General features: G+C 56.0%; 22 protein-coding genes. 9 read left to right on the top strand and 13 right to left on the bottom strand.

Annotated features, from left to right (window positions below):
- Window positions 1–3 precede the first annotated feature (3 nt).
- From sigJ to LG297_RS01770, 4 genes are all read right to left on the bottom strand, one after another.
- The gene (sigJ, locus tag LG297_RS01785; protein WP_404424529.1) at window positions 4–951 is read right to left on the bottom strand and encodes an RNA polymerase sigma factor SigJ; all 948 of its coding nucleotides are present in this window, start codon (window positions 949–951) and stop codon (window positions 4–6) included.
- A gap of 52 nt (window positions 952–1003) precedes the next feature.
- Window positions 1004–1438: a carboxymuconolactone decarboxylase family protein gene (locus LG297_RS01780; protein WP_404424527.1), complete on the bottom strand. Its 435-nt coding sequence runs from the start codon at window positions 1436–1438 to the stop codon at window positions 1004–1006.
- Between the two features lie 109 nt (window positions 1439–1547).
- Window positions 1548–1973 (bottom strand): hypothetical protein, encoded by a 426-nt coding sequence (locus LG297_RS01775; protein ID WP_404424525.1) that lies wholly within the window; start codon window positions 1971–1973, stop codon window positions 1548–1550.
- 156 nt (window positions 1974–2129) lie between these two features.
- Window positions 2130–3365, bottom strand: a complete 1236-nt coding sequence (locus tag LG297_RS01770) for a class I SAM-dependent methyltransferase (protein WP_404424523.1) — start codon at window positions 3363–3365, stop codon at window positions 2130–2132.
- A 421-nt stretch (window positions 3366–3786) separates the two neighbouring features.
- On the opposite strand from LG297_RS01770, the gene LG297_RS01765 reads away from it, so the two are divergent.
- The 7 genes from LG297_RS01765 to LG297_RS01735 all read left to right on the top strand — a co-directional run bounded on the left by LG297_RS01765 (window position 3787) and on the right by LG297_RS01735 (window position 11200).
- A complete protein-coding gene (locus tag LG297_RS01765; RefSeq protein ID WP_404424521.1) occupies window positions 3787–4806 on the top strand; it encodes an aspartate-semialdehyde dehydrogenase in 1020 nt (339 codons plus the stop codon).
- A 172-nt stretch (window positions 4807–4978) separates the two neighbouring features.
- Window positions 4979–5932: a sugar-binding transcriptional regulator gene (locus tag LG297_RS01760; RefSeq protein ID WP_404424519.1), complete on the top strand. Its 954-nt coding sequence runs from the start codon at window positions 4979–4981 to the stop codon at window positions 5930–5932.
- Between the two features lie 195 nt (window positions 5933–6127).
- Complete coding sequence (locus LG297_RS01755) at window positions 6128–7441, top strand: ABC transporter substrate-binding protein (protein ID WP_404424517.1); 1314 nt, start codon at window positions 6128–6130, stop codon at window positions 7439–7441.
- A 149-nt stretch (window positions 7442–7590) separates the two neighbouring features.
- On the top strand, window positions 7591–8463 hold the full coding sequence (locus tag LG297_RS01750; RefSeq protein WP_404424515.1) for a carbohydrate ABC transporter permease: 873 nt from the start codon (window positions 7591–7593) through the stop codon (window positions 8461–8463).
- A 10-nt stretch (window positions 8464–8473) separates the two neighbouring features.
- Window positions 8474–9304 (top strand): carbohydrate ABC transporter permease, encoded by an 831-nt coding sequence (locus tag LG297_RS01745; protein ID WP_404424513.1) that lies wholly within the window; start codon window positions 8474–8476, stop codon window positions 9302–9304.
- A 39-nt stretch (window positions 9305–9343) separates the two neighbouring features.
- Window positions 9344–10351: an ABC transporter ATP-binding protein gene (locus LG297_RS01740; protein WP_404424511.1), complete on the top strand. Its 1008-nt coding sequence runs from the start codon at window positions 9344–9346 to the stop codon at window positions 10349–10351.
- A gap of 78 nt (window positions 10352–10429) precedes the next feature.
- On the top strand, window positions 10430–11200 hold the full coding sequence (locus tag LG297_RS01735; RefSeq protein ID WP_062958805.1) for an SDR family NAD(P)-dependent oxidoreductase: 771 nt from the start codon (window positions 10430–10432) through the stop codon (window positions 11198–11200).
- 105 nt (window positions 11201–11305) lie between these two features.
- Here LG297_RS01735 and LG297_RS01730 read toward each other — a convergent pair whose 3' ends face one another.
- Entirely contained in the window at window positions 11306–12529 is a 1224-nt protein-coding gene (locus LG297_RS01730) for a winged helix-turn-helix domain-containing protein (protein WP_404424509.1), read from the bottom strand.
- Window positions 12530–12697: 168 nt separating this feature from the next.
- Here LG297_RS01730 and LG297_RS01725 point away from each other — a divergent pair, with 168 nt between their 5' ends.
- Window positions 12698–14626: an SLC13 family permease gene (locus LG297_RS01725; protein WP_404424507.1), complete on the top strand. Its 1929-nt coding sequence runs from the start codon at window positions 12698–12700 to the stop codon at window positions 14624–14626.
- A 51-nt stretch (window positions 14627–14677) separates the two neighbouring features.
- On the opposite strand, the gene folD is transcribed toward LG297_RS01725, so the two are convergent.
- The 4 genes from folD to LG297_RS01705 all read right to left on the bottom strand — a co-directional run bounded on the left by folD (window position 14678) and on the right by LG297_RS01705 (window position 16489).
- Window positions 14678–15577, bottom strand: coding sequence for a bifunctional methylenetetrahydrofolate dehydrogenase/methenyltetrahydrofolate cyclohydrolase FolD (gene folD, locus LG297_RS01720; RefSeq protein ID WP_404424505.1), 900 nt, complete (start codon window positions 15575–15577; stop codon window positions 14678–14680).
- Window positions 15574–15906, bottom strand: a complete 333-nt coding sequence (locus tag LG297_RS01715) for a DUF167 family protein (RefSeq protein ID WP_404424503.1) — start codon at window positions 15904–15906, stop codon at window positions 15574–15576. The genes folD and LG297_RS01715 overlap by 4 nt, the downstream gene beginning before the upstream one ends.
- Before the next feature lie 8 nt (window positions 15907–15914).
- Window positions 15915–16211, bottom strand: a complete 297-nt coding sequence (locus tag LG297_RS01710; RefSeq protein WP_062951638.1) for a YggT family protein — start codon at window positions 16209–16211, stop codon at window positions 15915–15917.
- Between the two features lie 155 nt (window positions 16212–16366).
- Complete coding sequence (locus tag LG297_RS01705) at window positions 16367–16489, bottom strand: hypothetical protein (RefSeq protein ID WP_404424501.1); 123 nt, start codon at window positions 16487–16489, stop codon at window positions 16367–16369.
- Between the two features lie 50 nt (window positions 16490–16539).
- On the opposite strand from LG297_RS01705, the gene LG297_RS01700 reads away from it, so the two are divergent.
- Window positions 16540–17127, top strand: coding sequence for a DNA-3-methyladenine glycosylase I (locus LG297_RS01700; protein ID WP_404424499.1), 588 nt, complete (start codon window positions 16540–16542; stop codon window positions 17125–17127).
- On the opposite strand, the gene LG297_RS01695 is transcribed toward LG297_RS01700, so the two are convergent.
- The 4 genes from LG297_RS01695 to LG297_RS01680 all read right to left on the bottom strand — a co-directional run bounded on the left by LG297_RS01695 (window position 17124) and on the right by LG297_RS01680 (window position 23771).
- Window positions 17124–18167, bottom strand: a complete 1044-nt coding sequence (locus LG297_RS01695) for a LacI family DNA-binding transcriptional regulator (protein WP_404424497.1) — start codon at window positions 18165–18167, stop codon at window positions 17124–17126. The two genes, LG297_RS01700 and LG297_RS01695, sit on opposite strands and share 4 nt — an antisense overlap.
- A gap of 286 nt (window positions 18168–18453) precedes the next feature.
- The gene (locus LG297_RS01690) at window positions 18454–19077 is read right to left on the bottom strand and encodes an alpha-ketoglutarate-dependent dioxygenase AlkB family protein (protein WP_404424495.1); all 624 of its coding nucleotides are present in this window, start codon (window positions 19075–19077) and stop codon (window positions 18454–18456) included.
- 100 nt (window positions 19078–19177) lie between these two features.
- The gene (locus tag LG297_RS01685; RefSeq protein ID WP_404424493.1) at window positions 19178–20629 is read right to left on the bottom strand and encodes an efflux transporter outer membrane subunit; all 1452 of its coding nucleotides are present in this window, start codon (window positions 20627–20629) and stop codon (window positions 19178–19180) included.
- Window position 20630: 1 nt separating this feature from the next.
- A complete protein-coding gene (locus tag LG297_RS01680) occupies window positions 20631–23771 on the bottom strand; it encodes an efflux RND transporter permease subunit (protein ID WP_404424491.1) in 3141 nt (1046 codons plus the stop codon).

Here is a 23771-nt window from a genome sequence, read left to right as displayed (position 1 = left end):
TTTCTATGGCCGCCCCAGATGTTGCAGGAAAACAAGTTTGTCCGGGTTGCGGTGAACGAAAATATCAACCACGGCACCGTCCTTTTGCGCCAATCCAACGGCACTTACCAGCCTGTCGCCTTCATGAAGCAATATCCAGTAACCTGTTCCGTCAAACGCGATGCTTTCAACCGCATTCTCGGCCTTTTTGCGCCAGACTCCGGCAAAGAAGCGCGCAACATTTCGCGCCCCGTAAATCGGATTCACCGCAGCCGAGGCCTTGCCGCCGCTATCGGAATGCATGATCACATTGGGAGCCAATTGCCCGATCAAAGCGTTCAAATCACCCCCGATCAGGGCATCGACAAAGGCTGAGACCTGTTCTTTGTCTGCAGTGTCACTATCGGGCACCGGTGTGGGATCACGATCATGTTCCCGGTTTACTTTACGGCGCGCCCGAAACAGGATCTGGCGGGTATTGTTTTCGGTCCGCTCGATCACCGGGGCGATTTCCTCGTGTGACCAGTCAAACACATCATGAAGGACTAGGGCAACCCGTTCGACCGGTCCCAACCGTTCAAGCATCATGACATAGGCCTGCCCCAGACCATCCCGTTCAATCAGGTTGTTTTCGGCTTCCGCCTCAATCACTGGCGCCCAGGGTTCGGGCAGCCACTGCCCGACATAATTTTCACGCTGGCGACGGGCCGATTTCAGAACATCAAGGCAGATATTGCTGCAGACCCGCACCAGCCACGCCGTTGCATCGCGGATGTCATCCTTTGCCGTCGCCCGCCAACGCAACCAGACATCCTGCACGGCATCTTCGGCATCGGCATGACTGCCCAGCATGCGATAGGCCAGGGCATGCAGCCGCCCGCGATGGGTTTCGAAAACCTGATCTGCCATGCGATCCCCGTCAAACACATGAAGCGATACGGGACAGGCCCGTATCGCCGATTGGGTGGTCATCCTGCCCGATAGGTCTGGCGAAGCAAAGACCCTATCGGATCGGGGAGTGCGATCAGGCAAACTCATGCTGCGCAATGCCAAGACGGTTCCACGCATTCATCGTTGAAATGATGCAGGTCAGCTCGGAAATGGCGTCTTTTTCGAAATGATCGACAAGGTTGCGATAGCTTTGCGAAATGCGGTCCTGATCAACCGCTTCGGTCAGGCACTCGGCCCAATCAAGTGCTGCCCGTTCCGCCTCGTCATATCCCTTGGCCGCGCGCCAGACCGCCAGCATGGTCACCTTGATGGCGTCCCCACCGTGATCGGCATGGCTTTTGGAATGCATGCGCAGGCAATGCGAACATCCATTGATTTGCGACACGCGGCATTCGACCAGATCGCGCAAGACACGCGGAATCCGCGGGTTGTCTTCAAGGCTGCTGGCAAGCCCCAGCATCGCTTCAAAAATTTTCGGGCTGGATTTCGGAACGTCAAAACGGCTCATTGTGTTTCTCCGTGATTGAAAACCGGGGAAAATCCCCCTTTGCAATCAGGACGAAACAGCTTTACCCCACGTTACACATCCGGCCAAAAAATTTTATTGCCGCCGAATTCTATAGGATACGGGTCTTTTTCAGGGCTTCGGCGACTTCTTTATGCATCACCCAATGCCAGTCTTCGCTGTTTTGCTGTTCACCATCGGCCAATGTGAAAACCGCCGCCAGATAATCGCTGACATCGGATTTGCACATCGGCAATTCGGCCGCCAAGGCTATTTTTTGCGCCAGTTTGCCATATTTTTTGTTTCCGATCCGCGAACCAAAATGGCCAATGGTATTTGCCAGTTGATTACCGGTGATTTCACGCCCCGGTGCCTTGGCATGGGCACGCAGCATGTCACGTTCGCAGCTCGACATATCAATGGATCGAAGCGCCCGGACATAATCGTCAACACGGCCGATATGGGGTCCGGTACGATGGGTGATCTGGGTGGAATATGCACGTGTGCCCGGAGTATCCCGGTGTGTCATGTTCAGCATGTTGTTTCCTCCCGAAGGAACAACCGGGTATGAACATCGCGCGCCATGCCGGTTGACCCACGACACGCATTATCGGGTTCGGGCTCTGCGGCCCGTTTGAACATTGAATATATATGGGTCGGGTCATCACAAAACGACAGCCCGACCGATGCGTTTTCAAGTAAAGCGATAGCCGGGTTTGGTGAAAACAAACTGCCCCACCCGCATCCCGCCACCGCCTTCACGTTCGTCAAAGGCATTGATGCAGCCCGCCAGATAAAATTCCCACATCCGTTTAAACTCGGTGTCGTATTTTTCCGGATCAAGCTGATCGGCAATCTCGCGGAACCGGTCGCGCCATGCAACCAGGGTCCGGGCATAGTTCAGTCCCGCGTGGAAATGCGATGCCTCGACTTTAAGGTCTGCATTCTCGGCCGCCTCGATGACTTCGTGGACAGCCGGGATATATCCCCCCGGAAAGATATAACGATCAATCCAGGGCGATGTGAAATCCGGGCGCGGTTTGATGATCGTATGGATCACCACCCGACCGCCAGCTTTCAGCAATTTGCCGACCTTCTCGAAATAGGTTTTGAATTGTGGCCGCCCGACATGTTCAAACATGCCGACCGAAACAACCCGGTCATATTTTCCTTCATTCGCATCGGCAAACAACCGGTAATCCAGAAGATGATATCCAAGACCTTCGTGGAAGTTATCGGGCAGTTCCGCCTTGCGTTCGAGCGCCCAGTTATATTGTTCGGTCGAAAGCGTGATCCCGTGCACCTCAGCCCCGGTGGTACGCCGGATAAAGCGGCTCAACCCGCCCCAGCCACAGCCGATATCAACCACCCGAAGATCGGGCTGATCGATCTTCAGACGCTGCGTCGTCAGGGTCATTTTGCGGTTTTGCGCTTCTTCCAGCGTCTGGGCACCATCATCCCAGAAGGCGCAGGAATACTGCATTTCCGGATCAAGGAAACGGGTATAGAGATCATTGCCGATATCATAATGATGGCGCACGCGCCGGGACGCGGCCTTGACCGAGGTAAATTGCGCGATCTGGAATTTAAGCGCCTGCAGCTTTTCGATGAACAGGCCAAATCCGTTTGCCGAATGACCACCTTCGAAGTTAAGCCGCAAGACCCTGATCAGATCTTCCATCTCGCCTGAAACAACATCAAAACCGCCACGCATATAGGCTTCACCAAATCCCGGATCGGGACTTAGCGCCATTTTCAATGTGTCGGTCCAGTTCGGTATGGTCATCGTTGCCCTGGGGTCGCTGCCATCCCCCAGAACAATCTCGTGTCTATCGTCCGCCCGGAATACCAGTGTTCCGCGCGTGACATGTTCCCGGAAAAAATCGAGAACCTTTTTCTGTGTCCAGTCCAGTGTCATCGGGTACGTCATCTGCCGTCCTTTTTAAGCCGGAAATGCCATCGCCCCACATGAAATCCGTTTCCGAATTTCACATAAGCACCGGACCCTAAATCAGGATCGCCTAGTCAATCGTTCGAATAAGGAAATGCAGAAACGGCTACAAGACAGGCCGCGCACCTACGGACATTGAAAACAGAAAACTCAAAGCCGGGGCCGAACGATTCTGATTTAGGGTTCGGTGCTCGAACCCCGTTGGTAATTCTGCCAGATTTTTTTGCAATCTCAAGGGGTAAATACCGACGAACTCCTTGCGTGCTCCTCGATAAAACCTTACATCTCGCCCCAAGCTGTACAGACGATTATCCACAGGCATATGCAAAATCCGAACGCCCCATACCAAAGAGGGGCAACGCGTATAAAGCAATGCCAGCAAGACTGAAAGAGGCTCCTGATGGGCTATAAAATCGCCGTTGTCGGCGCGACCGGAAATGTCGGGCGCGAGATGCTCAATACGCTTGAAGAACGCCAATTTCCGGCCGATGAAATTTTCGCACTCGCCTCCTCGCGTTCGGTCGGCCGCGAACTGGATTACGGTGACAAGGAACTCAAGGTCGTAGATGCCGCAACCTTCGATTTTTCCAAGGTCGATATCGCGCTGTTCTCTGCCGGTGGCACAACGGCCAAAACGCTGGCGCCCAAGGCTGCTGCTGCGGGTTGCGTTGTCATCGACAATTCCAGCTACTGGCGGATGGAGCCCGGTGTACCGCTGGTCGTGCCAGAGGTAAATGGTGCCGCACTGGCCGGTTACGCCAAGAAAAACATCATCGCCAACCCGAACTGCTCGACCATTCAGATGGTCATGGCGCTCAAACCGCTACATGACCTGCAACCGATCAAACGTGTTGTGGTTGCGACCTATCAGTCGGTTTCCGGTGCCGGTCGACTTGCGATGGATGAGCTGTTCAACCAGACCAAGGGCATTTACGTCAATGATCTACCGGTCAAGGAACAGTTCACCAAACAGATCGCCTTTAACGTCATTCCGCATATCGACGAATTCATGGATGATGGTTCGACCCGTGAAGAATGGAAAATGACGGCAGAAACCTGCAAAATCCTTGATCCCGATATCCGGGTTCATGCGACATGTGTACGTGTCCCGGTCTTTGTCGGCCATGCCGAGGCGATCAATATCGAGTTTGAACACCCCGTCACCGTCGAAGAAGCCCGCAAGGCAATGAAAGACTTCCCCGGCGTTTCCGTCGTCGATTACCGTCAGGACGAGGGATATGTCACGCCCCAGGAAGTCCAGGGCGAAGACAATGTTTTCGTGTCGCGCGTGCGCAAGGACCCGACGGTTGAAAACGGGCTTTCGCTTTGGTGTGTTGGCGATAACCTGCGCAAAGGGGCCGCCCTTAACGCGGTTCAGATTGCCGAAAAGCTGGTCGCGGAATATCTGCCAAAGAAATAATCGCGACCTCAATGAACATCTTCGAAACCCGCCTATCCCGGCGGGTTTCTTTTTGCCCGGATCATTCCCGCTGGTCAGAACCGCAAAAAAACGATAGGGAATTTATATCGATTAACCGGCGCTCCCGCCATCAGCGCCGCGATCCATAAAGAAAAATAAATCGAGGACAGGGATGGTAAAACGAACACGCAAAGAGGCCACAAGACTGGATGAAGCCGCCCGCGCGGGATGGCTTTATTATTGCGCGGGCAATACCCAGGATGAAATCGCCACCAAACTTGGCGTTTCACGCCCCACGGCACAGCGTCTGGTATCCGCCGCGATAAGCGAAGGTCTGGTCAAGGTCCGCCTTGATCACCCGATTGCCCACTGCATGGAACTGGCCGCCTCGCTGTGCAAGGAATACGGCCTTGCCAATTGCGATGTCGTGCCGACCGATCCGGCGGCACCGGACGCGATGTTTGGCATGGCGCAGACGGCTGCGACCTATCTTGAACGCGTGCTGCAATCCCCCGAACCCAAAATCATTGCGGTTGGTACCGGGCGTGCGATGCGCGGCATGGTCGATGAAGTTCAACGTATCAATGGACGTCATCACAAGATCGTTTCGCTTGTCGGAACGATTGCCCACGACGGCGCGGCCAGTTTCTATGACGCGGTCACCGACCTCGCGGACCGGACCCGTGCGCCGCACTATCCGTTGCCGATCCCGGTGATTGTCGAAAGTGCCAGTGTGCGCGCCCAGATGCAGCAACAGCCGCCGATGGACAATATCATGCATCTGGCCGCCAAGGCCGATGTGCGCTTTGTCGGGGTTGGTGATCTTGGTGCCGATGCGCCGCTTTATATCGATGGCTTCATCAGCAAGGATGAATTGCGTTCCCTGCAAAAAGATGGCGGCATCGGCGAAGTCGTCAGTTGGTCGTTCGATGAAAATGGCGCGATCCTTGACCACGATGTCAACCATCGTGTCACCAGCGCGCCGATCCATATTCCGGCACAAAATACGATCGCTGTCGCCAAGGGGGCCAAAAAAGTCGCCGCGATTCGCGGGGCGATGCGCGGCAAACTGATCACCACACTGATTACCGACGAAGCCACCGCCGAAGCTTTGTTGCGCGCCTGATCGCCGCAAAACACGTTTTGAATCAATACAGAAATCAACCCCGTCAAAAGTTTTGGCGGGGTTTTCTTGTTGCAGCGCAAAAACGATTTCGTTTGACAAACCACCCTCAAATTGAGTGAATGCTCATTACCTGAACAAATGATCAAACGGGCAAGATAATTTGCCCATCGGGTACACAGTCCTTTGGGAGGAACTATGAAACGCGTAACGGGAGCAGCGCTTTGTGCGCTGTTGGCAGGCGGTGTCGCATTCTCCGCCAATGCCGAAACAAAACTTACCATCGCTACCGTGAACAACGGTGACATGATCCGCATGCAGAAGCTGACGGATGACTTCACCTCCAAAAACCCCGACATTTCCCTTGAATGGGTTACGCTCGAAGAAAACACCCTGCGTCAGCGTGTCACCACCGACATCGCCACCAAGGGCGGTCAGTATGACATCATGACGATTGGCACCTACGAGGTTCCGATCTGGGCTGAAAAGGGCTGGCTGGCACCGCTCGATAATCTGGGTGCCGATTACGATACCGATGACATCATGCCTGCGATCCGCTCTGCGGTAAGCATGGATGATCAGCTTTTTGCCGCACCTTTCTACGGCGAAAGCTCGATGATGATGTATCGTACCGACCTGTTTGAAAAAGCCGGTATTTCCATCAATGGTCGCCTGACCTGGGACCAGACGCTCGACATCGCCAAAAAGCTTCATGACCCGGATAACGGTGTTTATGGTATCTGCCTGCGCGGCAAGGCTGGCTGGGGCGAAAACATGGCGCTGATCACCACCATGGGCAATGCCTACGGCGCGCGCCTGTTTGATGAAAACTGGAACCCGACCTTCGACGGCCCCGAATGGAAAAACGCCCTCGATATGTATGTCGAAATCCTCGGCAAATATGGCCCTCCGGGCGCAACGTCGAACGGCTTTAACGAAAACCTTTCGCTGTTCAACTCGGGCAAATGCGGTATGTGGATCGATGCAACCGTCGCCGCATCCTTTGTCAGCAACCCCAAAGAATCGACCGTTGCAGACAAGGTCGGCTTCACCGAAGCCCCGTGCGCCGAAACCTGCACTGGTGCCAACTGGCTCTGGGCATGGAACCTTGGCATTCCGACCGGTTCCCAGAAAGTCGAAGCCGCCCAGAAATTCATCGCCTGGGCAACGTCCAAAGATTATCTGGAACTCGTAGCCTCCAAAGAAGGCTGGGCTAACGTTCCGCCGGGTACCCGTATGTCCCTGTACGAAAACCCGAAATATCTGGAAGCCGCACCGTTCGCTGACGAGACCCTTCTTGCCATCGACAGTGCCGATCCGATCAATTCGACCATGAAACCGAAGCCCTATGTCGGTGTTCAGTTTGCCGCTATCCCTGAATTTCAGGGTATCGGCACCACAGTAGGCCAGCAATTCTCTGCCGCATTGGCCGGTTCCTCGACTGTTGACAATGCGCTTGCCGCCGCACAGTCCAGCACCGACCGCACCATGCGCAAAGCCGGTTACTACTGATGCATGACAGGCCAGAAAACCCGCACCTGATGCAATGATTTCTGGCCTATGCCTCCTTGACCTGATGAACTTGGGGTGGCGGCACTTCTGACCGCCACCCTCTTTCCATCCGGATCGAGGTAACAGGGACTTCAAACAGGGAGCACATCATGTCGACACGGTCCTCTACCCTGACCGGGCGCATTATGTCTGCACCGTCGATCATCGCCTTGTTTTTGTGGATGATCGTGCCGCTGGGCATGACAATTTATTTCTCGTTCCTGCGTTACAACCTTCTTTCGCCCGGTATGGAAGAATGGATTGGCACGCTGAACTATGAATTCTTCCTGACCGACCCGGCATTCTTTGCGTCGCTGACAAACACGCTTCTGCTCGTCGGATCGGTTCTTGTGATCACGGTGGTCGGCGGCGTCCTGCTGGGCCTGATGCTTGATCAGCCGATTTTTGGCCGTGGCATCCTGCGCCTGCTGGTGATTGCGCCCTTCTTTATCATGCCGACCGTGAATGCGCTGGTTTGGAAAAACCTTCTGATGCATCCGGTATCGGGCATGTTTGCCTGGATTGCCACCGGTTTGGGTTTCCAGTCAATCGACTGGTTTTCCGAAGCCCCCCTGACAGCCATCATCATCATGGTGTCGTGGCAGTGGCTGCCCTTTGCCGTGCTGATCCTGCTGACCGCCCTTCAGTCGCTTGACCGCGATCAGAAGGAAGCCGCCCAGATGGATGGTGCCGGCCCGATTTCGATTTTCTTCTATATTACGCTGCCCCATCTCAGCCGTGCGATCACGGTGGTCGTGCTGATCGAAACAATTTTCCTGCTGACCGTCTTTGCCGAGATTTTCGTGACAACCGGCGGTGGCCCCGGCCTTGCAACCACCAATATTGCCTTCCTCGTCTATACCCAGGCCCTGCTGCAATACGACGTTGGCGGTGCATCGGCGGGCGGTATCGTTGCTGTCGTTCTGGCAAATATCGTGGCGATCTTCCTGATCCGCCTCATTGGCAAGAACCTGGACAGGTAGGGGACACGAGATGGAAAACAAACAAACAGCCCTTGGCCATATCGGTTTTTCGATCTTTGCCTGGATTGTCGGGCTTCTGATCTTCTTCCCGATTTTCTGGATGGTCCTGACCAGTTTCAAAACCGAACTTGAAGCGGTATCGATCCCGCCAAGCTTCATTTCGTTCGACTGGACGCTGGAAAACTATGCCGAGGTACAGGCGCGGTCCGATTATTTCCGGTTCGCCATGAATTCGGTGATCCTGTCGGTTGGCTCCACCCTGGTGGGTCTGCTTTTTGCCGTGCCATGTGCATGGGCGATGGCCTTCAATCCGACCAAACGGACCAAGGATGCGCTTCTCTGGATGCTGTCGACCAAGATGATGCCGCCGGTTGGTGTATTGGTCCCGATCTATCTGGTGTTCCGCGACTGGGGTCTGCTCGATACCCGGTTCGGTCTGATCATGGTTCTGTTCCTGATGAACCTGCCGATCATGGTCTGGATGCTTTACACCTATTTCAAGGAAATCCCGTCCGACATCCTTGAAGCGGCCCGCATGGATGGTGCCACCCTGCCCAAGGAAATCATCTTTGTGCTGTTGCCAATGGCGGTTCCGGGTATTGCATCGACCATGCTGCTCAACATCATCCTGGCCTGGAACGAAGCTTTCTGGACCCTGAACCTGACCACTGCCGATGCCGCCCCGCTGACCGCTTTCATTGCCTCCTATTCCAGCCCCGAAGGGCTGTTCTGGGCAAAGCTTTCGGCGGCGTCGACAATGGCGGTTGCACCGATCCTGATCATCGGCTGGTTCTCGCAGAAACAGCTTGTTCGTGGCCTGACATTTGGCGCGGTCAAGTAACCGCCGCCTGATCGAAATTCAACGAGAAGGAACACCGAAATGGGTGCTATCCGACTGGAAAAAGTCAAGAAAACCTTCGGAACGCTGGATGTTATTCCGGGTGTGGACCTTGATATCAATGATGGTGAATTTGTTGTCTTTGTCGGCCCGTCGGGCTGTGGCAAATCCACTTTGCTGCGCCTGATCGCCGGTCTTGAAGACGTCACCGATGGCAAGATCCTGATCGACGGAACCGATGTCGCCAACGAAGCCCCGGCAAAACGCGGCCTTTCGATGGTGTTTCAGTCCTATGCGCTTTATCCGCACATGACGGTCTATAACAACATCGCCTTTGGCCTGAAAATGGCCGGGGAAAGCAAGGCCGTGATTGAAGAAAAAGTTCAGAACGCGGCCAAAATCCTGAATCTGACCGATTATCTGGAACGCCGCCCCGGCGCGCTTTCCGGGGGGCAGCGCCAGCGTGTCGCAATTGGTCGTGCGATTGTGCGCAATCCGGCGGCCTTCCTGTTTGATGAACCGCTCTCCAACCTTGATGCCGCCCTTCGCGTCAATATGCGTCTTGAAATCACCGGCCTTCATCAGGAACTGAAAACCACGATGATTTACGTGACCCACGATCAGGTCGAAGCCATGACCATGGCCGACAAGATTGTCGTGTTGCAGGCCGGCCGGGTCGAGCAGGTCGGCAAACCGATGGAACTGTATAACAATCCCGCCAACAAGTTCGTCGCGGGCTTTATCGGGTCGCCGAAAATGAACTTCATCGGTGGCGACTATGCCCAAAAATATGACTGCCACGAAATCGGCATCCGCCCCGAACATGTCGCGGTCAGCACCGAAAGCGGTGATCTGGCCGCAACCGTCAAGATTGCCGAACATCTTGGTGCCGAAACCTATCTGCACGTCAATGCAGACGGCTTTGGCCCGATGACGGTACGTGCAACCGGCGAAGTGCCGCTGGGCGAGAATGACAAGATCTGGCTGACACCGGAACAGGACCGTATCCACCGTTTTGATGCAAACGGTATTGCTCTTGGAAATCCCTGAGACTTTCAAAAAAACCGGATCGCATTGCCCCACACGCCATGCGACCCAGCCTGACCACCACAAGAATGTGAGACCCAAATGTACCTCAAAAAGTTCGATCTTACCGGACGCCGCGCCTATGTCACCGGGGGCGGTCGCGCAATTGGCCTGTCATGCTGCGAGGCACTGGCCGAAGCAGGCGCGCATGTCATTATCGGTGACATCAGCGAAGGCGTGGCCGAAGAAGGCCGTGATTACCTGAAATCAAAGGGTTACACCGCCGATATCGACATCATGGACGTCACCAACACCGATCAGGTTCGCACCAGTGCCGAAAAAATGGCCCGCGAAGGCGGTGTTGACATTCTGGTCAACAATGCCGGTATCGCACGTTCCGAAACCCCGGCCGAAACCGTGACCGATGAACATTGGCTCAACGTCATTGACGTCAACCTGAACGGCACCTTCTGGTGCTGCCGCGAATTTGGCAAACAGATGCTGGCCAAGAAAAACGGCGTGATCGTCAATGTCGGCTCCATGTCGGGCTTCATCGTCAACAAGCCGCAGGAACAGGCCTATTACAACGCATCCAAGGCCGCCGTTCACCATCTGACCAAATCGCTGGCTGCCGAATGGGGCGGGCGTGGCGTGCGCGTCAATGCGGTTGCCCCGACCTATATCGCAACACCGTTAAATGAATTCGTGAAATCCAAGCCGGACATGTATGACGCCTGGATCAACGGTACCCCGATGGCCCGCCTTGGTCTGACCGAGGAAATCGGATCGGTCGTGCTGTTCCTGGCATCCGACGCGTCCAGCCTGATGACCGGCTCCATTGTCCTGGCTGATGGGGGTTATACCTGCTGGTAAGGCACAGGTAAAACTGTTGATCGCATTGTCCTGAAGCTTCTGCGATCAGGTCAGGACTGTGGTGGAACGGGGCGTGGTTGTGGGACCTTCGCCCCGTTCACCTTTTCAGCCTTCACACTGGCGGCCAAGATACACCGAAAACGGATTGCATGGGACAACGACAACACCCGAAAGCCCCAAAAACCGCGCCAATCGCGACAAATGCACCATCAGACCGTCCGCAACGGCCGTTGCATCACAACCCTCTTCCAGATGCGCGCTCTGCACCCGAAGAACCCCTTCTTGCCGATCCGCTTTCAGATCAACACGGGCAACAAATTCGCCGTTCTGCATGAACGGCAGAACGTAATAACCATATTGCCGCTTTTCCGCCGGGACATAGATTTCGATGCGATAATTGAAACCGAAAATGCGTTCCACCCGGTCGCGTTCCCACATGACCGGATCAAACGGCACCATTAACGCCGTTGGTTTGGCACGGCACCGCGGATTGACATGCGGGCACAAATATCCCGGCTGTTTCCAGCCCTCGACATTCGCCTGTAACAACGTGCCGTCCTCGACCATTTCGGCAACGCGCGCCTTGGCATCATCGGTCGGCAGGCGGAAATACTTCCGAAGATCGGCCTCGGTCGCGATCCCCATCGCGGCAATCCCGTTGCGGATCAAGGCACGCTGGGCTTCGGCGCGCGGCATTGGCTGTTCAAGCGCCTCCGGGCCGATGATCCGTTCGGGCAGGTCATAAACCCGCTCGAAACTGGTGCGCCGTTTGCGCGCCATCACCTGCCCGCTCCAGAACAGGAATTCCATCGCGGTTTTGGTTTTCGACCATCCCCACCATTTCGAACTCGATGCGCCTTCCTGTTCCAGATCACTGGCAGCAAGTGCCCCTTCCTTTTCGATCCGGTCCAGAATGCTGCGCACAAATTCAGGATGATCACGGATCATTTTGGCGATCTGCCCCCAGGTGCCTTTGCCTTCCGCAGCATCCGCCATGCGCCAGCGATAAAACCCGTAATCCTCAACCGGGATCATCGATGCCTCGTGGCCCCAATATTCAAACAACCGCCGCTGCCGGGCGTTGCCCCAGCTCAGTTGATCAAGGTCCGCCGGGTCATAAATGCCAAGCCGCGAAAAGACCGGCATATAGTGCGCACGGGTCAAAACATTGACACTGTCGACCTGTAACATGCCGGTCTTGCGGATGGCTTTCATGATTCGGCGTTTGGTCACCGGTCGGCTATCGTCCTGATCAAACCCCTGTGCCGTTAGCGCCAGATTGCGCGCCTGCCGGGCGGATACGGAAATCGCGGCTTTGTCGTTAATCATGATGGCCTTTGAAAAATCGCAAAGAAAAACAGTGTGATGGTATCATACCCTCCTGACAATAATGGCAGGAGGTTGCAGGAACATTCAGGCGGACTGGATCGTTCTTCGTTACCGCTCGGTTCGTGCTGATCATTTTCTCAACCCGAAGAAGCAACCAGACAGGCATCCATGGAACTCAAACAAATCCTGATCCTTGCCATTCTTGTCGGAACGGTCGTCATGTTCCTGTGGGGGCGCTGGCGTCATGATATGGTCGCGATGGGGTCCCTTCTGTGCTGTGTGGTTGTCGGTCTGGTACCCATCGATAACGCGTTTCAGGGTTTCGGTCATCCGGCGGTGATTACGGTCGCCTGTATCCTGATCCTGTCATCGGCCCTGCAACAATCGGGTGCGGTTGATACCCTGACTCGGACCGTATTGCCGCAATCGACCGGTCCGTTCGTGACCATGGCCGCACTCAGCCTGCTTGCCGCAATCCTGTCGGCCTTCATGAACAATGTCGGCGCGCTGGCGCTTCTGATGCCTGTCGCCCTGCAAATCGCCGCCAAACAAAACCTGCCGCCGGGTAAAATCCTGATGCCGCTGGCCTTCGGGTCGATCCTGGGCGGGATGACCACCCTGATCGGGACCCCGCCCAACCTGATCGTCGCCGGTTTCCGGACCGAAGCCGGCGATGGCAGCTTTACCATGTTTGATTATACCCCGGTCGGGATCGTTGTTGCCGCTACCGGTCTGATTTTCGTCATGATGTTTGGCCGCTGGCTTGTCCCCACCCGCGAACGCGCCGGGGCGGAGGGCTTTGAAACCGGTTCCTACCTGACCGAGGCACGCATTGCCACGGGCAGCAAGGCAATCGGCATGATGCTGCGCGATGTAAACCGTGAACTGGAAAAGGGCGACGCACAGGTCATCGGGCTAATCCGCAATGAAAAACGCATTCCCGCGCCCAATCCGTTTCGCGAACTGCATGAAAACGACATCCTGATCATCGAAGCCGACCCCGAAGCACTGGCAACGGCCCTGTCGGCACTTGACCTGAAACTTGAGGAAGAATTGCGCGATCTGGAGGCACAGGCAAAAGCGGCGGAACAACCGGAAGATAAAGGCGATACGGATGCCTCCGATGCCCCGGAAGCAAAGACAATTGCCGCCAAATCGGCAAAAGCCGAAAAGAAAAACGATACGCCCGAAGCCGATACGCAAAAGCCCGATGATGGCCGCCGCGGCGCGATCCAGTCCGATGATATTGCGCTCATGGAACTCGCCATCCTGCCGAACTCCGGCTTTATCGGCCGGTCGGCCACCGATATCCATCTGCGCACCCGGTACGGTGTAAACCTTCTGGCGGTATCGCGGCAGGGGCAACGTTCGATGGCCCGCCTGCGCACCCTGTCGATGAAGGCTGGCGATGTGCTCTTGATGCAAGGCCCGCCCGAAGCCATTTATGATTTTGCCTCCCGCTTTGGCTGTGTGCCGCTTGCCGAGCGCGCCCTTCGTATCCCCGACAATGCCCAGGCGCTGAAGGCCACGGGCATCATGGCGGCTGCCATCGGTGCCGCCGCCTTTGGCGTCATGCCCGCCGCCATTGCCTTTGCCATCGGGGTTCTGATCGCCATGGTGATGCGCGTGGTCGCCCCGCGCAATGTCTATGACGCGGTGGACTGGCCGGTGATTGTCCTGCTCGCCGCCCTGATCCCGGTGGCAACCGCGATGGAAACCACCGGCACGGCTGATCTGATTGCCCGCTTCCTGCTAAACTCGGTCGCGCAGGGGAATGCTGTCATCGCACTTGGCCTGATCCTGATCATCACCATGACGCTCTCGGATTTCATGAACAACGCCGCCACGGCGGCTGTCATGTGCCCGATTGCAATTGGCAGTGCCGCGCAACTCGACGCCAATCCCGACGCCTTCCTGATGGCGGTCGCCATCGGCGCATCCTGTGCCTTCCTGACCCCGATCGGCCACCAGAACAACACCCTGATCCTCGGCCCCGGCGGCTTCCGCTTTGGTGATTACTGGCGGCTCGGCCTGCCGATTGAAATCATCGTCGTTCTGGTCGGAGTGCCGATGTTGCTTTGGATCTGGCCGCTGTAAAGAAAAAGGGCAGCCCGAAGCTGCCCTTTTAAAATTCGATTTGATGACGACTTAGCCGTCAAAACCAAGGTTCGGCACCGCAAGCCCATTGGCTCGACATGCCGAAATCAGGGTGTTGTTGAGCAAACACGCAATCGTCATCGGGCCGACACCACCCGGCACCGGCGTAATCGCACCGGCGACTTTGGATGCGGTTTCGAACTCGACATCGCCAACCAGCTTCATTTTGCCCTCGGCCCCTTCGACGCGGTTGATGCCAACATCAATCACGGTGGCACCGGGCGCGATCCAGTCGCCCTTGATCATATTGGGGCGGCCGACGGCGGCAACGACGATGTCGGCACGGCGGACTTCTTCGGGCAGGTCACGGGTACGCGAATGCGCGATGGTCACCGTGCAGCTTTCTTTCAGAAGCAACTGCGCCATCGGCTTGCCCACAATGTTGGACCGGCCGACAACCACCGCCCGCATCCCCGAAAGATCACCAAGCGTATCTTTAAGAAGCATCAGACAGCCATAAGGCGTACAGGGCGCAAATCCCTCGCCCCCGGTTGCCAGTGCACCGGCATTGACGACATGGAAGCCGTCAACATCCTTGGCCGGATCGATGGCCGCAAGGATCGCCTGATCGTCGATATGTTTGGGCACCGGCAACTGGCACAGGATGCCATGAACCTGCGGATCAGCATTCAGCTTCGCAATCAGCGCCAGAAGATCTTCCTGCGACGTGTCAGCCGAAAGCTTGTGCTCATAGGAATTCATGCCGCATTCGATGGTCTGCTTGCCCTTGTTACGGACATAGACCTGGCTTGCCGGGTCTTCACCGACCAGAATAACCGCAAGGCCCGGCGTGACGCCGTGCGCATCTTTAAGCTTGGCCACTTCTGCTGCGATATCGCCGCGCAGTTTGGCTGCAAATGCTTTGCCGTCGATGATTTTTGCGTCGCTCATATGTCTTGTCCGCCCGTCAATTCATGAAGTTGCGCAATGAGTGCGTCCGGATCGCCTGAAATTTCCAGAACCTTGTTGCGGTCCGTATGCCCGGCAACAATTTCGACTGACGATTTAGGCCATTTGGCCGTTTTTGCCAAAAGCTTTATCAGGGCGGTGTTCGCCTTGCCGTTTTCAGGCACGGCCGTAACCGTCACCCTGATCTGCTGTTGTCCGTTGCCATCCAAAGCCAGTCCGGCAATCGCATTTCGCGAAGCCTTTGGTGTAAGGCGTAAAAACACCCTGATGCCGCTGCCATCCGAAAGCTTCTCGCAGAACGGTTTACCCATCTGCGGGCTTAATACCCCATTACCGCCGCGCGCACATCTGTCTGGATCAGCATATTGGCAAACTGCAGGATCAGGATCAGGATAATCGGCGAAATATCGATGCCGCCCAGATTCGGAATGATCCGGCGGATCGGTCGCAATGCCGGCTCTGTGATCCGGTACAGGAAATCACCAACCATATAGACAAACCGGTTGCTGGAATTGATCACGTCAAACGCCACAAGCCATGACAGGATTGCTGACGCAATCAGCATGAAAATGTAGATACCGATAACGGTGTCAATAAGCCAAAAAATCGCCAGCATCGCCGCTCCTTCTTGCAGTCGGTCCAGATCGGGCCGATCTGATCGGAATTATAGTTAACACGCTGCAAAACCTAGTCGGCCTTAGCCCCGGGCGCAAGCACAGAGCGCCTGATTTCGAAAGCTTTGATCAAGTTTTCCACATGATGTGACATGCTTCACCAGACATTGCGGATTTTTGGCCCCACCATCACGCTTGAATGACCGGCAAAATCCCCCTCCCCGACAGTTTCTGTCAGGAGAAATGTCAGGACAAAGTCATCAGGCTTGCCAGCCCCCATGATCCCATCCAACAATGCCCCCGCCATCAAACGACAAAGAAGGATCGACCATGTCGGCGAACACGCTCCCCCGTTGCAAATGGGCCGAAACCCATCTCGACAAGCCGTTTTATGTCGACTACCACGATCAGGAATGGGGCGTTCCGGTTCATGATGACCGGCACTTTTTCGAAATGCTGATCCTTGAGGGTGCGCAAGCCGGTTTAAGCTGGCTGACAATCCTTGCCCGGCGCGACACCTATCGCGCGGCCTATGACAATTTCGATGTCCAGAAAATCGCCAGGTATGACGAGGCCAAACAACAGGCCCTTCTGGCCGATCCGGGCATCATCCGCAACCGGGCCAAGGTCGCGGCAAGCATCCTTAATGCCAACGCCTTCATCGAAATCCAGAAGGAATTTGGCAGCTTCGATGCCTATATCTGGAATTTCATTGGCGGCAAACCCATCATCAATCACTGGAAAACCATGTCAGACGTGCCGGTATCGACAAAACTCAGCGACGCCCTGTCCAAGGACCTCAAAAAACGCGGCATGAAGTTTGTCGGGACCACGATCATGTATTCCTTCATGCAGGCCACCGGCCTTGTGATGGACCACACCATCGATTGCCATTGCTACGCAGCACTTTCGGCTTAACGCGTTGATCCCCTCACAAGCAGGCTGGTTTGAAGGATGCGGTTGTTATCGCTTTGCGCTTCGCCAAGCGCCATTTCGGCCGCCAAGCGTCCCTTTTCAACGGAATCCTGACGGATGCTTGATAATGGCGGGTCGGTGCGTTCACCCTCGGCAATACCGTCAAAGCCGATCACCTTAAGATCATCGGGTATTTTGCGGCCCGCGGCCCGCGCACCGTCAAGTGCGCCAATGGCAATCACATCGGACATCGCCAGAATACCGTCGATTTCCGGGTGGTCGCGCAACATGGTTTCGACCATTTCGGCACTGTGCGATGACAGGTTTTCGCATTCGATATGGACGATATCCTCGATCGCAATCCCGGCCTTTTTAAGGGCTGCGTGATATCCGCCAAGCCGTTCGCGCACCACACGGTGGCTGACAGCACCCCGGCGTTTGGCATTCATCGGGCCGAAATTTTCCGCCTTGTTGGCCTGCAGGGACAGGATGGCGAATTTTCGCGCGCCGCAATCAATCAAATGCCGGGCCGCCATTTCCGCCCCGGCAAAATCATCAAGCACCACGGTCCCCGCCGCCCCGGCAATATCGGTATCGATGCAGACCAATGGCTGGTTTCGGCGCTGAATGGCGGAAATGATGTCATTGTCATCGGAATAACAATGCACCAGAAACGCATCGACGGCGGCATTGTTGATCGCGGTAATCGCCTGTTCGGGATTTTCGGCCGAAATGATCATCATATTGACCGCCTGCCGCGCGCATTCCCGCCCGACACCGCGCAGAAGCTCAATCGCCACCGGGTCGCTAAAGGCATATTCAAGGTTATCGGGAAACACCACGCCAAGCGCCCCGGCCTTGCCGGTACGCAGCATGCGCGCCATCACATGCGGCCCGCGATAGCCAAGCTCTTTGGCAACTTCCAGAATGCGTTCCCGGACTTCCTTGCGTACCAGATCAGGCTTGCCAAAGGCATTTGATGCCGTACCTTGCGATACCCCGGCCGCCTTGGCCACATCCAGAAGACGTACCCGTTTTGCCATCCTTGCGATGTCTCCCCTTTTCTTCACCCGGATATTCACCCGATCCTGCGGATTAACCGGCGATCACGTGACATTTTTTTGAATCGGTTCATCCCGATATTGACAGAACCCCTTCTGAACCGCCACACTGCATTCATTGAATCGATTCATTATTGCACGCATCGATTGCACAACAGCCTATGCGTTTGTCCGTTTGCACCCTGGTGTTGACGGTTTTCCCGGCAATCTCGAATTGCTGACTTCAAGCCGCCCTTGCCGGGGCGGCTTTTTTCAGAGCCCCCCGAACTCATCGGCCGCGCACCTTGTTTTCCGGTGCGGTATGACGGAATGTCAGATTGATCCGCGGCCCGATCTGGCGCGCGGTTTTGGGAATCTGGTGTAACCAGTGATGCTGGGTTGCGCCCCGCATGATCAGCAACGAATTGTGCGGCAGATCGACACTGACCCGATCCCCGGTTTTCTTGTGCCGGAAATGAAACCGGCGTTCTTCACCAAATGACAGGCTGGCAATGACCGGATTTTCACCCAGCACATCCTCGTCATCGGCATGCCATGAAACGCTGTCACGACCATCACGATACTGGTTCAGCAAAACCGTGTTAAAGGACGCATCCGATCTTTCCTCCGCCAGTTCGCGAAGTGGCACGACAATTTTCGGAAACGGTGACGCCGGGTGATAAACACCGCTATAACGATAGGCAACGTCGCCATACCACGCCGTCAATCGCGGCACGGCAATTTCGCGCCCCATCAATCTGGCAATTTCCTGCTGCCAGACAATACCGCTTGTCAGCTTTTCAAACACACGATCCGCGTCACTTGCCGCCATGACCTCACGCAGCAGCAATGCCTCCCCGTCAAAGGGCAGCAGATTGTGTGGTGGTTCATTGGCAAACAGATCGCCCGTCATTTTTATCCCCGGTTCATGATCCCCAAGACCTAGGACGAACCGTCGACGAAAACAAGCAACAGCTTATGAAAATCAGCGTTATTACAGATGTTTGGTGGCGCTAGCCATTGGTCATATCAATCCCGGCCTTGTCGGCATAACGTTCCACATCATCAACGCTAAGCCCTACCGCGGCATAAAGATTGATGGTTTCCAGTTCCAGATCGGTTTCCGCATCCGCCAGGTCCTGTTGCGACTGCGTCAGGGTGCGCTGTGAATCAAGTACATCAAGGAAATTTGAAAGCCCCTGAACATACCGGACGCGCGACTGTTCAAACGCCTGGCGATGATAGCGCACCGACGAAATCAGGGAATCGCGTTGCTGGACGGCACCAACATAGCCGTAAATTGCACTTTCAACATCCTGAATGGCGACCAGAAGCGTCTGCTGATAGCTGTAAAATGCCTGCTGCGCCTGCTGTTCGGCAACGTCGATATCAGCCTGCCGGGCACCGCCATCATACAAAGTGGCATCAATGACAGCCCCAATGGCTGCGATTGCGGTACGGACAATCGGTCCGGTGCCATACCCGCTCGCTCCGAGTGCCAGCGACCCGTCCAGTGTCAGTTCCGGATAAAGATCCGCCGTTTCAACCCCGATTTCGGCGGTCGCGGAAATCAATGAAAGTTCAGCCGCCCGGACATCGGGACGCCGCCGCAAAAGATCGGCCGGAATGCCGATGGGCGGAGAACTGTCAAATTCCGGCAATGGCTGCACATCGACCAGACGGTCGCGATAGGTTCCCGGCTGCGCCCCCAGCAAAATGGCAATCGCATTGATCGACCGGTCAATATCGGTCTGCAATGTCGGCAATGTCGCCTCGATATCGGAAACCTCGGCACGGGCGCGTGACAGATCAAGTTCGGACGCCAGCCCCGTCTGCATCCTGACCTGCACAATGTTGCTGGTCTGGCGTTGCAGGTCAAGCGAACTGCGCAGCAATTCCTGGCGCTTCTGCGTGCCGCGCAACTCGATATAATTGCGCACGATATCGGCAATCACGGTCAGGTAAACGTCTTCGCGCAGATAGACCTGTTCCAGATAATCCGCCAGCGCCACCTCGTCCTCGCGCTGCTGCCCGCCCCAGACATCCGGGGTCCAGGAAAAATCAATCCCGGCACCGTAACCGATATCCGTCGTCTGATCGCCGCGTTCGCGTGACGATGTACCGCGTTCTGCGTCACCCGAAAGGCTGGCGCCAACCTCGATGCCATTTTCCCCCGATACACCGCGCGCCACCGCACGGGCTTCCTCGATCCGGCTGGCCGCAATCCGCAGATCAAGGTTATTGGCAAGACCAAGCGCGATCAGATCAGAAAGAACCGGGTCACTGGTACTTTCCCACCATCGGCCATGATCGGCCTGATTGGCGGCAATCACCGGTACCGGCGGGGTATAGGCCCCGACAAGGTCAAATTGCGGCGCAACATAATCCGGCCCGACCGTCTGGCAGGCCGAAAGTCCGATCATAAGCGGCAGGGTGCAACAGATTGAAAGACGTTTTACAGACATTCTAGCTGACACTTCCTTCAACCTCGCCCTTGTCGGGAATGCTTTCGGCCTGTCGCAACTGGCTTTGCAGTTTCTTGCCGCCATCTGCACGCGCAGAGACCAGAGGTGCCAGCAAAAGATACAGAACCGGGGTTAAAAACAGGGTAAAGACCGTTGCAAAACCAAGCCCGCCAAACACCACCCAGCCAATCGCGGCCCGGGCCTCGGCCCCCGCCCCGGTGCCCAGCACCAGCGGCAACCCGCCCAGAACGGTTGAAATCATCGTCATCATGATCGGGCGCAAACGGATCATCGCCGCATCATGCACCGCCTCGCGCACAGATTTGCCCGCATCGCGCAACTGGTCGGCAAATTCGACAACCAGAATCCCGTTTTTGGCCATAAGCCCGACGAGCATCACCAACCCGATCTGGCTGTATATATTGATTGATGTGCCGCTGATGCCCAACGCATAAATCGCGGCGGCCAGGCCGAACGGCACGGTCAGAACCACGACAAGCGCCGACATGAAACTCTCAAACTGCGCGGCAAGAACCAGAAGCACCACCAGCACCGCAATCAGGAATGTAATCTGAACATCGTTTGATGTTTCGCCCAATGTCGCCGCATCCCCCAGGAAAAGCACATCCATACCCGCCGGCAGCACCTTGTCCGCCGCCGCGTCAATGTCGACAACCGCCTGTTGCAGGGCATAACCCGGCTCAAGATTGCCCGAAATCTTCACCGCGCGCTGCTGCCCCTCGCGTTCCAGTTCCGATGCAACCGCTTCCTCGCTCAGGTCAATCACCGACGACAGCGGCAGAATGCGCCCCTCCTGATTGCTGACAAAAAGATTCTCAAGGTCGGATGGGTCATTGATGCTGCCCGCACTGCTGCGCAGTTTGACCGGGATGTTCTCATCATCGACGGTGATCTCGGTAACTTCGTATCCATCGATCATTGCACGCAGCGTCGTATCAAGGCTTTCGATCGGAATGCCAAGATCAGACGCCCTCTGCCGGTCAATATTGACCATCAATTGCGGCTGTGTCGTCTGATAGGAAACCCGAAGCCCGACAAGCTGCGGATAATTCGCCTCAAGCTCCTGCTGCAAGGCGCGCGCATTCGCCGCCAGCGTCTGATAATTCGTCCCCGTCAGGGCAAATTCAAATCCCTCGCCCGAACCGCCGCGCAATCCAAGGCTGTTGGGCTGATAGACAAAGGCCTGCACACCGGGCAGCGCCTCAAGGCTTCCGCGGATCGAACTGGTGATATCCTGTTGGCTGCGGCTGCGCTGATCCCACGGCACAAGAGGCGCAATCACAAGGGCACGGTTCGGATCCCAAAACCCGACAATGGTATATATATTATAGGCATCACCGGCCTCAACCACCGGACGCAGGATGTTTTCAACCGTTTCCACCTGCCGGTCCATGTAATCAATGCCAACCCCGTCCGGCCCGCGCAACGATACAAGAAGACGACCGCGATCCTCGTCGGGCAGAAGTTCCTGCGTGACCGTGTTATAGACCCCAAAAGCCAGAACCCCGGCAAAGATCGAGACAATCAGGGTAATCACCGGGAACCGCAAAACCCATTCCAGAACGTATTTGTAAATGCCCGAACAATACAGACCTATCCGTTCAAGGAAGTTGGGTTTGGCATCCTTTTGGCCGTCATGCGGATCAATATGCTTTAACCGCGACGCCAGCATGGGACACAACGAAAGTGCGACAAACGACGACACCGCAACCGAAAACGCCAGCACGAAACCGAATTCACGGAACAAACGCCCCGCCGTGCTGGGCAAAAACGAAATCGGCACAAACACCGACACCAGCGTCAGGGTGGTGGCAATCACCGCAAAGAACACCTGCCGCGTCCCCAGAACGGCGGCCGCCATTGATCCCAATCCCTGATGACGGCGGCGCTGGATATTTTCCAGAACCACAATCGCGTCATCAACGATCATCCCCGTCGCCAGAACAAGCGCCAGCAGCGTCAGGATATTGATCGAAAAGCCCATCATCCAGATCGCGGCTACCGTCCCGACAAGCGCAATGGGAATGGTCACCGTCGGGATAAGCGTCGCGGTAAACGACCGCAGGAACAGATAAAGCACCCCGATCACAATGATGATCGCCAACGCCAGACTGTTCAGAACTTCCCAAAGTGCGCCTTCGATGAACACCGCATCGTCCGAATTCACAAAGACTTCGATATCGTCATACTGATTGTTCAGGCGTTCGGCCACCTCGCGAATACCATTCGATATCGCGATCGTGTTCGATTGCGCCTGGCGTACCACGCCAAGGCCAATCACTGTCCGGCCATCAAGGCGCACATAGGACGTCGCATCATCAGGCCCGTAATAGACATCCGCCACATCGCCCACCCGCACCTGATTGCGGATGAACATCTGTTTGACGTCTTCCTCCTTCCAGACCGACGCATCAGCACGTACAAACAGCTTCTGATCACTGGAATCAAAGCTGCCCGCCGGGATATCGAACTTGGCGGTCCTCAAAACATCCGCAACATCCTGAACCGAAAAGCCATAACTGGCCAGACGCAGCGGATCCACCCGCACATGCAGAACCTTTTCGCGTTCGCCATTGACCGTGATTTCGGCCACACCAGGCACGGAAAGCAGTGCCGGACTGATCTGGTCATCGACGATATTCGCAAGCTCTTCCTCGGTCAGGCGGTTGCTGACCACCGCCAGGCGCATGATCGCGCTGGCATCGGCATCGGCCTTGACCACGCGAACATCCTCGACCTCGTCCGGAAGGCTTCTTGACGCGCGGCTGACCGCTTCGCGGATGTCATTGGCGGCATCATTGATTTCAACATCGGGATAAAATTCTACACGCACCCGCGACGTGGCTTCTTCGCTGTTGGAACTGATGCTTTTGACACCGCTGACCCGCGATGCCGCCCCTTCAAGAATACTGGTCACCTCGGCATCGACCGTTTCCGGCGATGCCCCGTCATAGGTGGCATAAACCGTCACGGTCGGCTGATCGACATTCGGCAGTTCCCGAATTTCAACCCCCAGCATGGCCGCAAGACCCGCCAGAATGATCAGAAGCGCAACCACCGAAATAAGGACAGGGCGACGAATACTCAGCGACGCAAGGTCATTCTGATTTTCGTTCTGCAT

It is taken from the genome of Thalassospira australica (assembly GCF_044790785.1).
In the GTDB taxonomy this organism is placed as follows: Bacteria; Pseudomonadota; Alphaproteobacteria; order Rhodospirillales; family Thalassospiraceae; genus Thalassospira; species Thalassospira australica_A.
Note: the sequence above shows the minus strand (reverse complement) of the source record. Positions and strands in the feature narration are given on the sequence as shown.

Bases quoted from the DNA above. Each gene is read 5' to 3' on its own strand.
- sigJ (WP_404424529.1), bottom strand. From the start codon at position 951: ATGACCACCCAATCGGCGATACGGGCCTGTCCCGTATCGCTTCATGTG.
- LG297_RS01780 (WP_404424527.1), bottom strand. From the start codon at position 1,438: ATGAGCCGTTTTGACGTTCCGAAATCCAGCCCGAAAATTTTTGAAGCG.
- LG297_RS01775 (WP_404424525.1), bottom strand. From the start codon at position 1,973: ATGCTGAACATGACACACCGGGATACTCCGGGCACACGTGCATATTCC.
- LG297_RS01770 (WP_404424523.1), bottom strand. From the start codon at position 3,365: ATGACGTACCCGATGACACTGGACTGGACACAGAAAAAGGTTCTCGAT.
- LG297_RS01765 (WP_404424521.1), top strand. From the start codon at position 3,787: ATGGGCTATAAAATCGCCGTTGTCGGCGCGACCGGAAATGTCGGGCGC.
- LG297_RS01760 (WP_404424519.1), top strand. From the start codon at position 4,979: ATGGTAAAACGAACACGCAAAGAGGCCACAAGACTGGATGAAGCCGCC.
- LG297_RS01755 (WP_404424517.1), top strand. From the start codon at position 6,128: ATGAAACGCGTAACGGGAGCAGCGCTTTGTGCGCTGTTGGCAGGCGGT.
- LG297_RS01750 (WP_404424515.1), top strand. From the start codon at position 7,591: ATGTCGACACGGTCCTCTACCCTGACCGGGCGCATTATGTCTGCACCG.
- LG297_RS01745 (WP_404424513.1), top strand. From the start codon at position 8,474: ATGGAAAACAAACAAACAGCCCTTGGCCATATCGGTTTTTCGATCTTT.
- LG297_RS01740 (WP_404424511.1), top strand. From the start codon at position 9,344: ATGGGTGCTATCCGACTGGAAAAAGTCAAGAAAACCTTCGGAACGCTG.
- LG297_RS01735 (WP_062958805.1), top strand. From the start codon at position 10,430: ATGTACCTCAAAAAGTTCGATCTTACCGGACGCCGCGCCTATGTCACC.
- LG297_RS01730 (WP_404424509.1), bottom strand. From the start codon at position 12,529: ATGATTAACGACAAAGCCGCGATTTCCGTATCCGCCCGGCAGGCGCGC.
- LG297_RS01725 (WP_404424507.1), top strand. From the start codon at position 12,698: ATGGAACTCAAACAAATCCTGATCCTTGCCATTCTTGTCGGAACGGTC.
- folD (WP_404424505.1), bottom strand. From the start codon at position 15,577: ATGAGCGACGCAAAAATCATCGACGGCAAAGCATTTGCAGCCAAACTG.
- LG297_RS01715 (WP_404424503.1), bottom strand. From the start codon at position 15,906: ATGGGTAAACCGTTCTGCGAGAAGCTTTCGGATGGCAGCGGCATCAGG.
- LG297_RS01710 (WP_062951638.1), bottom strand. From the start codon at position 16,211: ATGCTGGCGATTTTTTGGCTTATTGACACCGTTATCGGTATCTACATT.
- LG297_RS01705 (WP_404424501.1), bottom strand. From the start codon at position 16,489: ATGGGGGCTGGCAAGCCTGATGACTTTGTCCTGACATTTCTCCTGACA.
- LG297_RS01700 (WP_404424499.1), top strand. From the start codon at position 16,540: ATGTCGGCGAACACGCTCCCCCGTTGCAAATGGGCCGAAACCCATCTC.
- LG297_RS01695 (WP_404424497.1), bottom strand. From the start codon at position 18,167: ATGGCAAAACGGGTACGTCTTCTGGATGTGGCCAAGGCGGCCGGGGTA.
- LG297_RS01690 (WP_404424495.1), bottom strand. From the start codon at position 19,077: ATGACGGGCGATCTGTTTGCCAATGAACCACCACACAATCTGCTGCCC.
- LG297_RS01685 (WP_404424493.1), bottom strand. From the start codon at position 20,629: ATGTCTGTAAAACGTCTTTCAATCTGTTGCACCCTGCCGCTTATGATC.
- LG297_RS01680 (WP_404424491.1), bottom strand. From the start codon at position 23,771: ATGCAGAACGAAAATCAGAATGACCTTGCGTCGCTGAGTATTCGTCGC.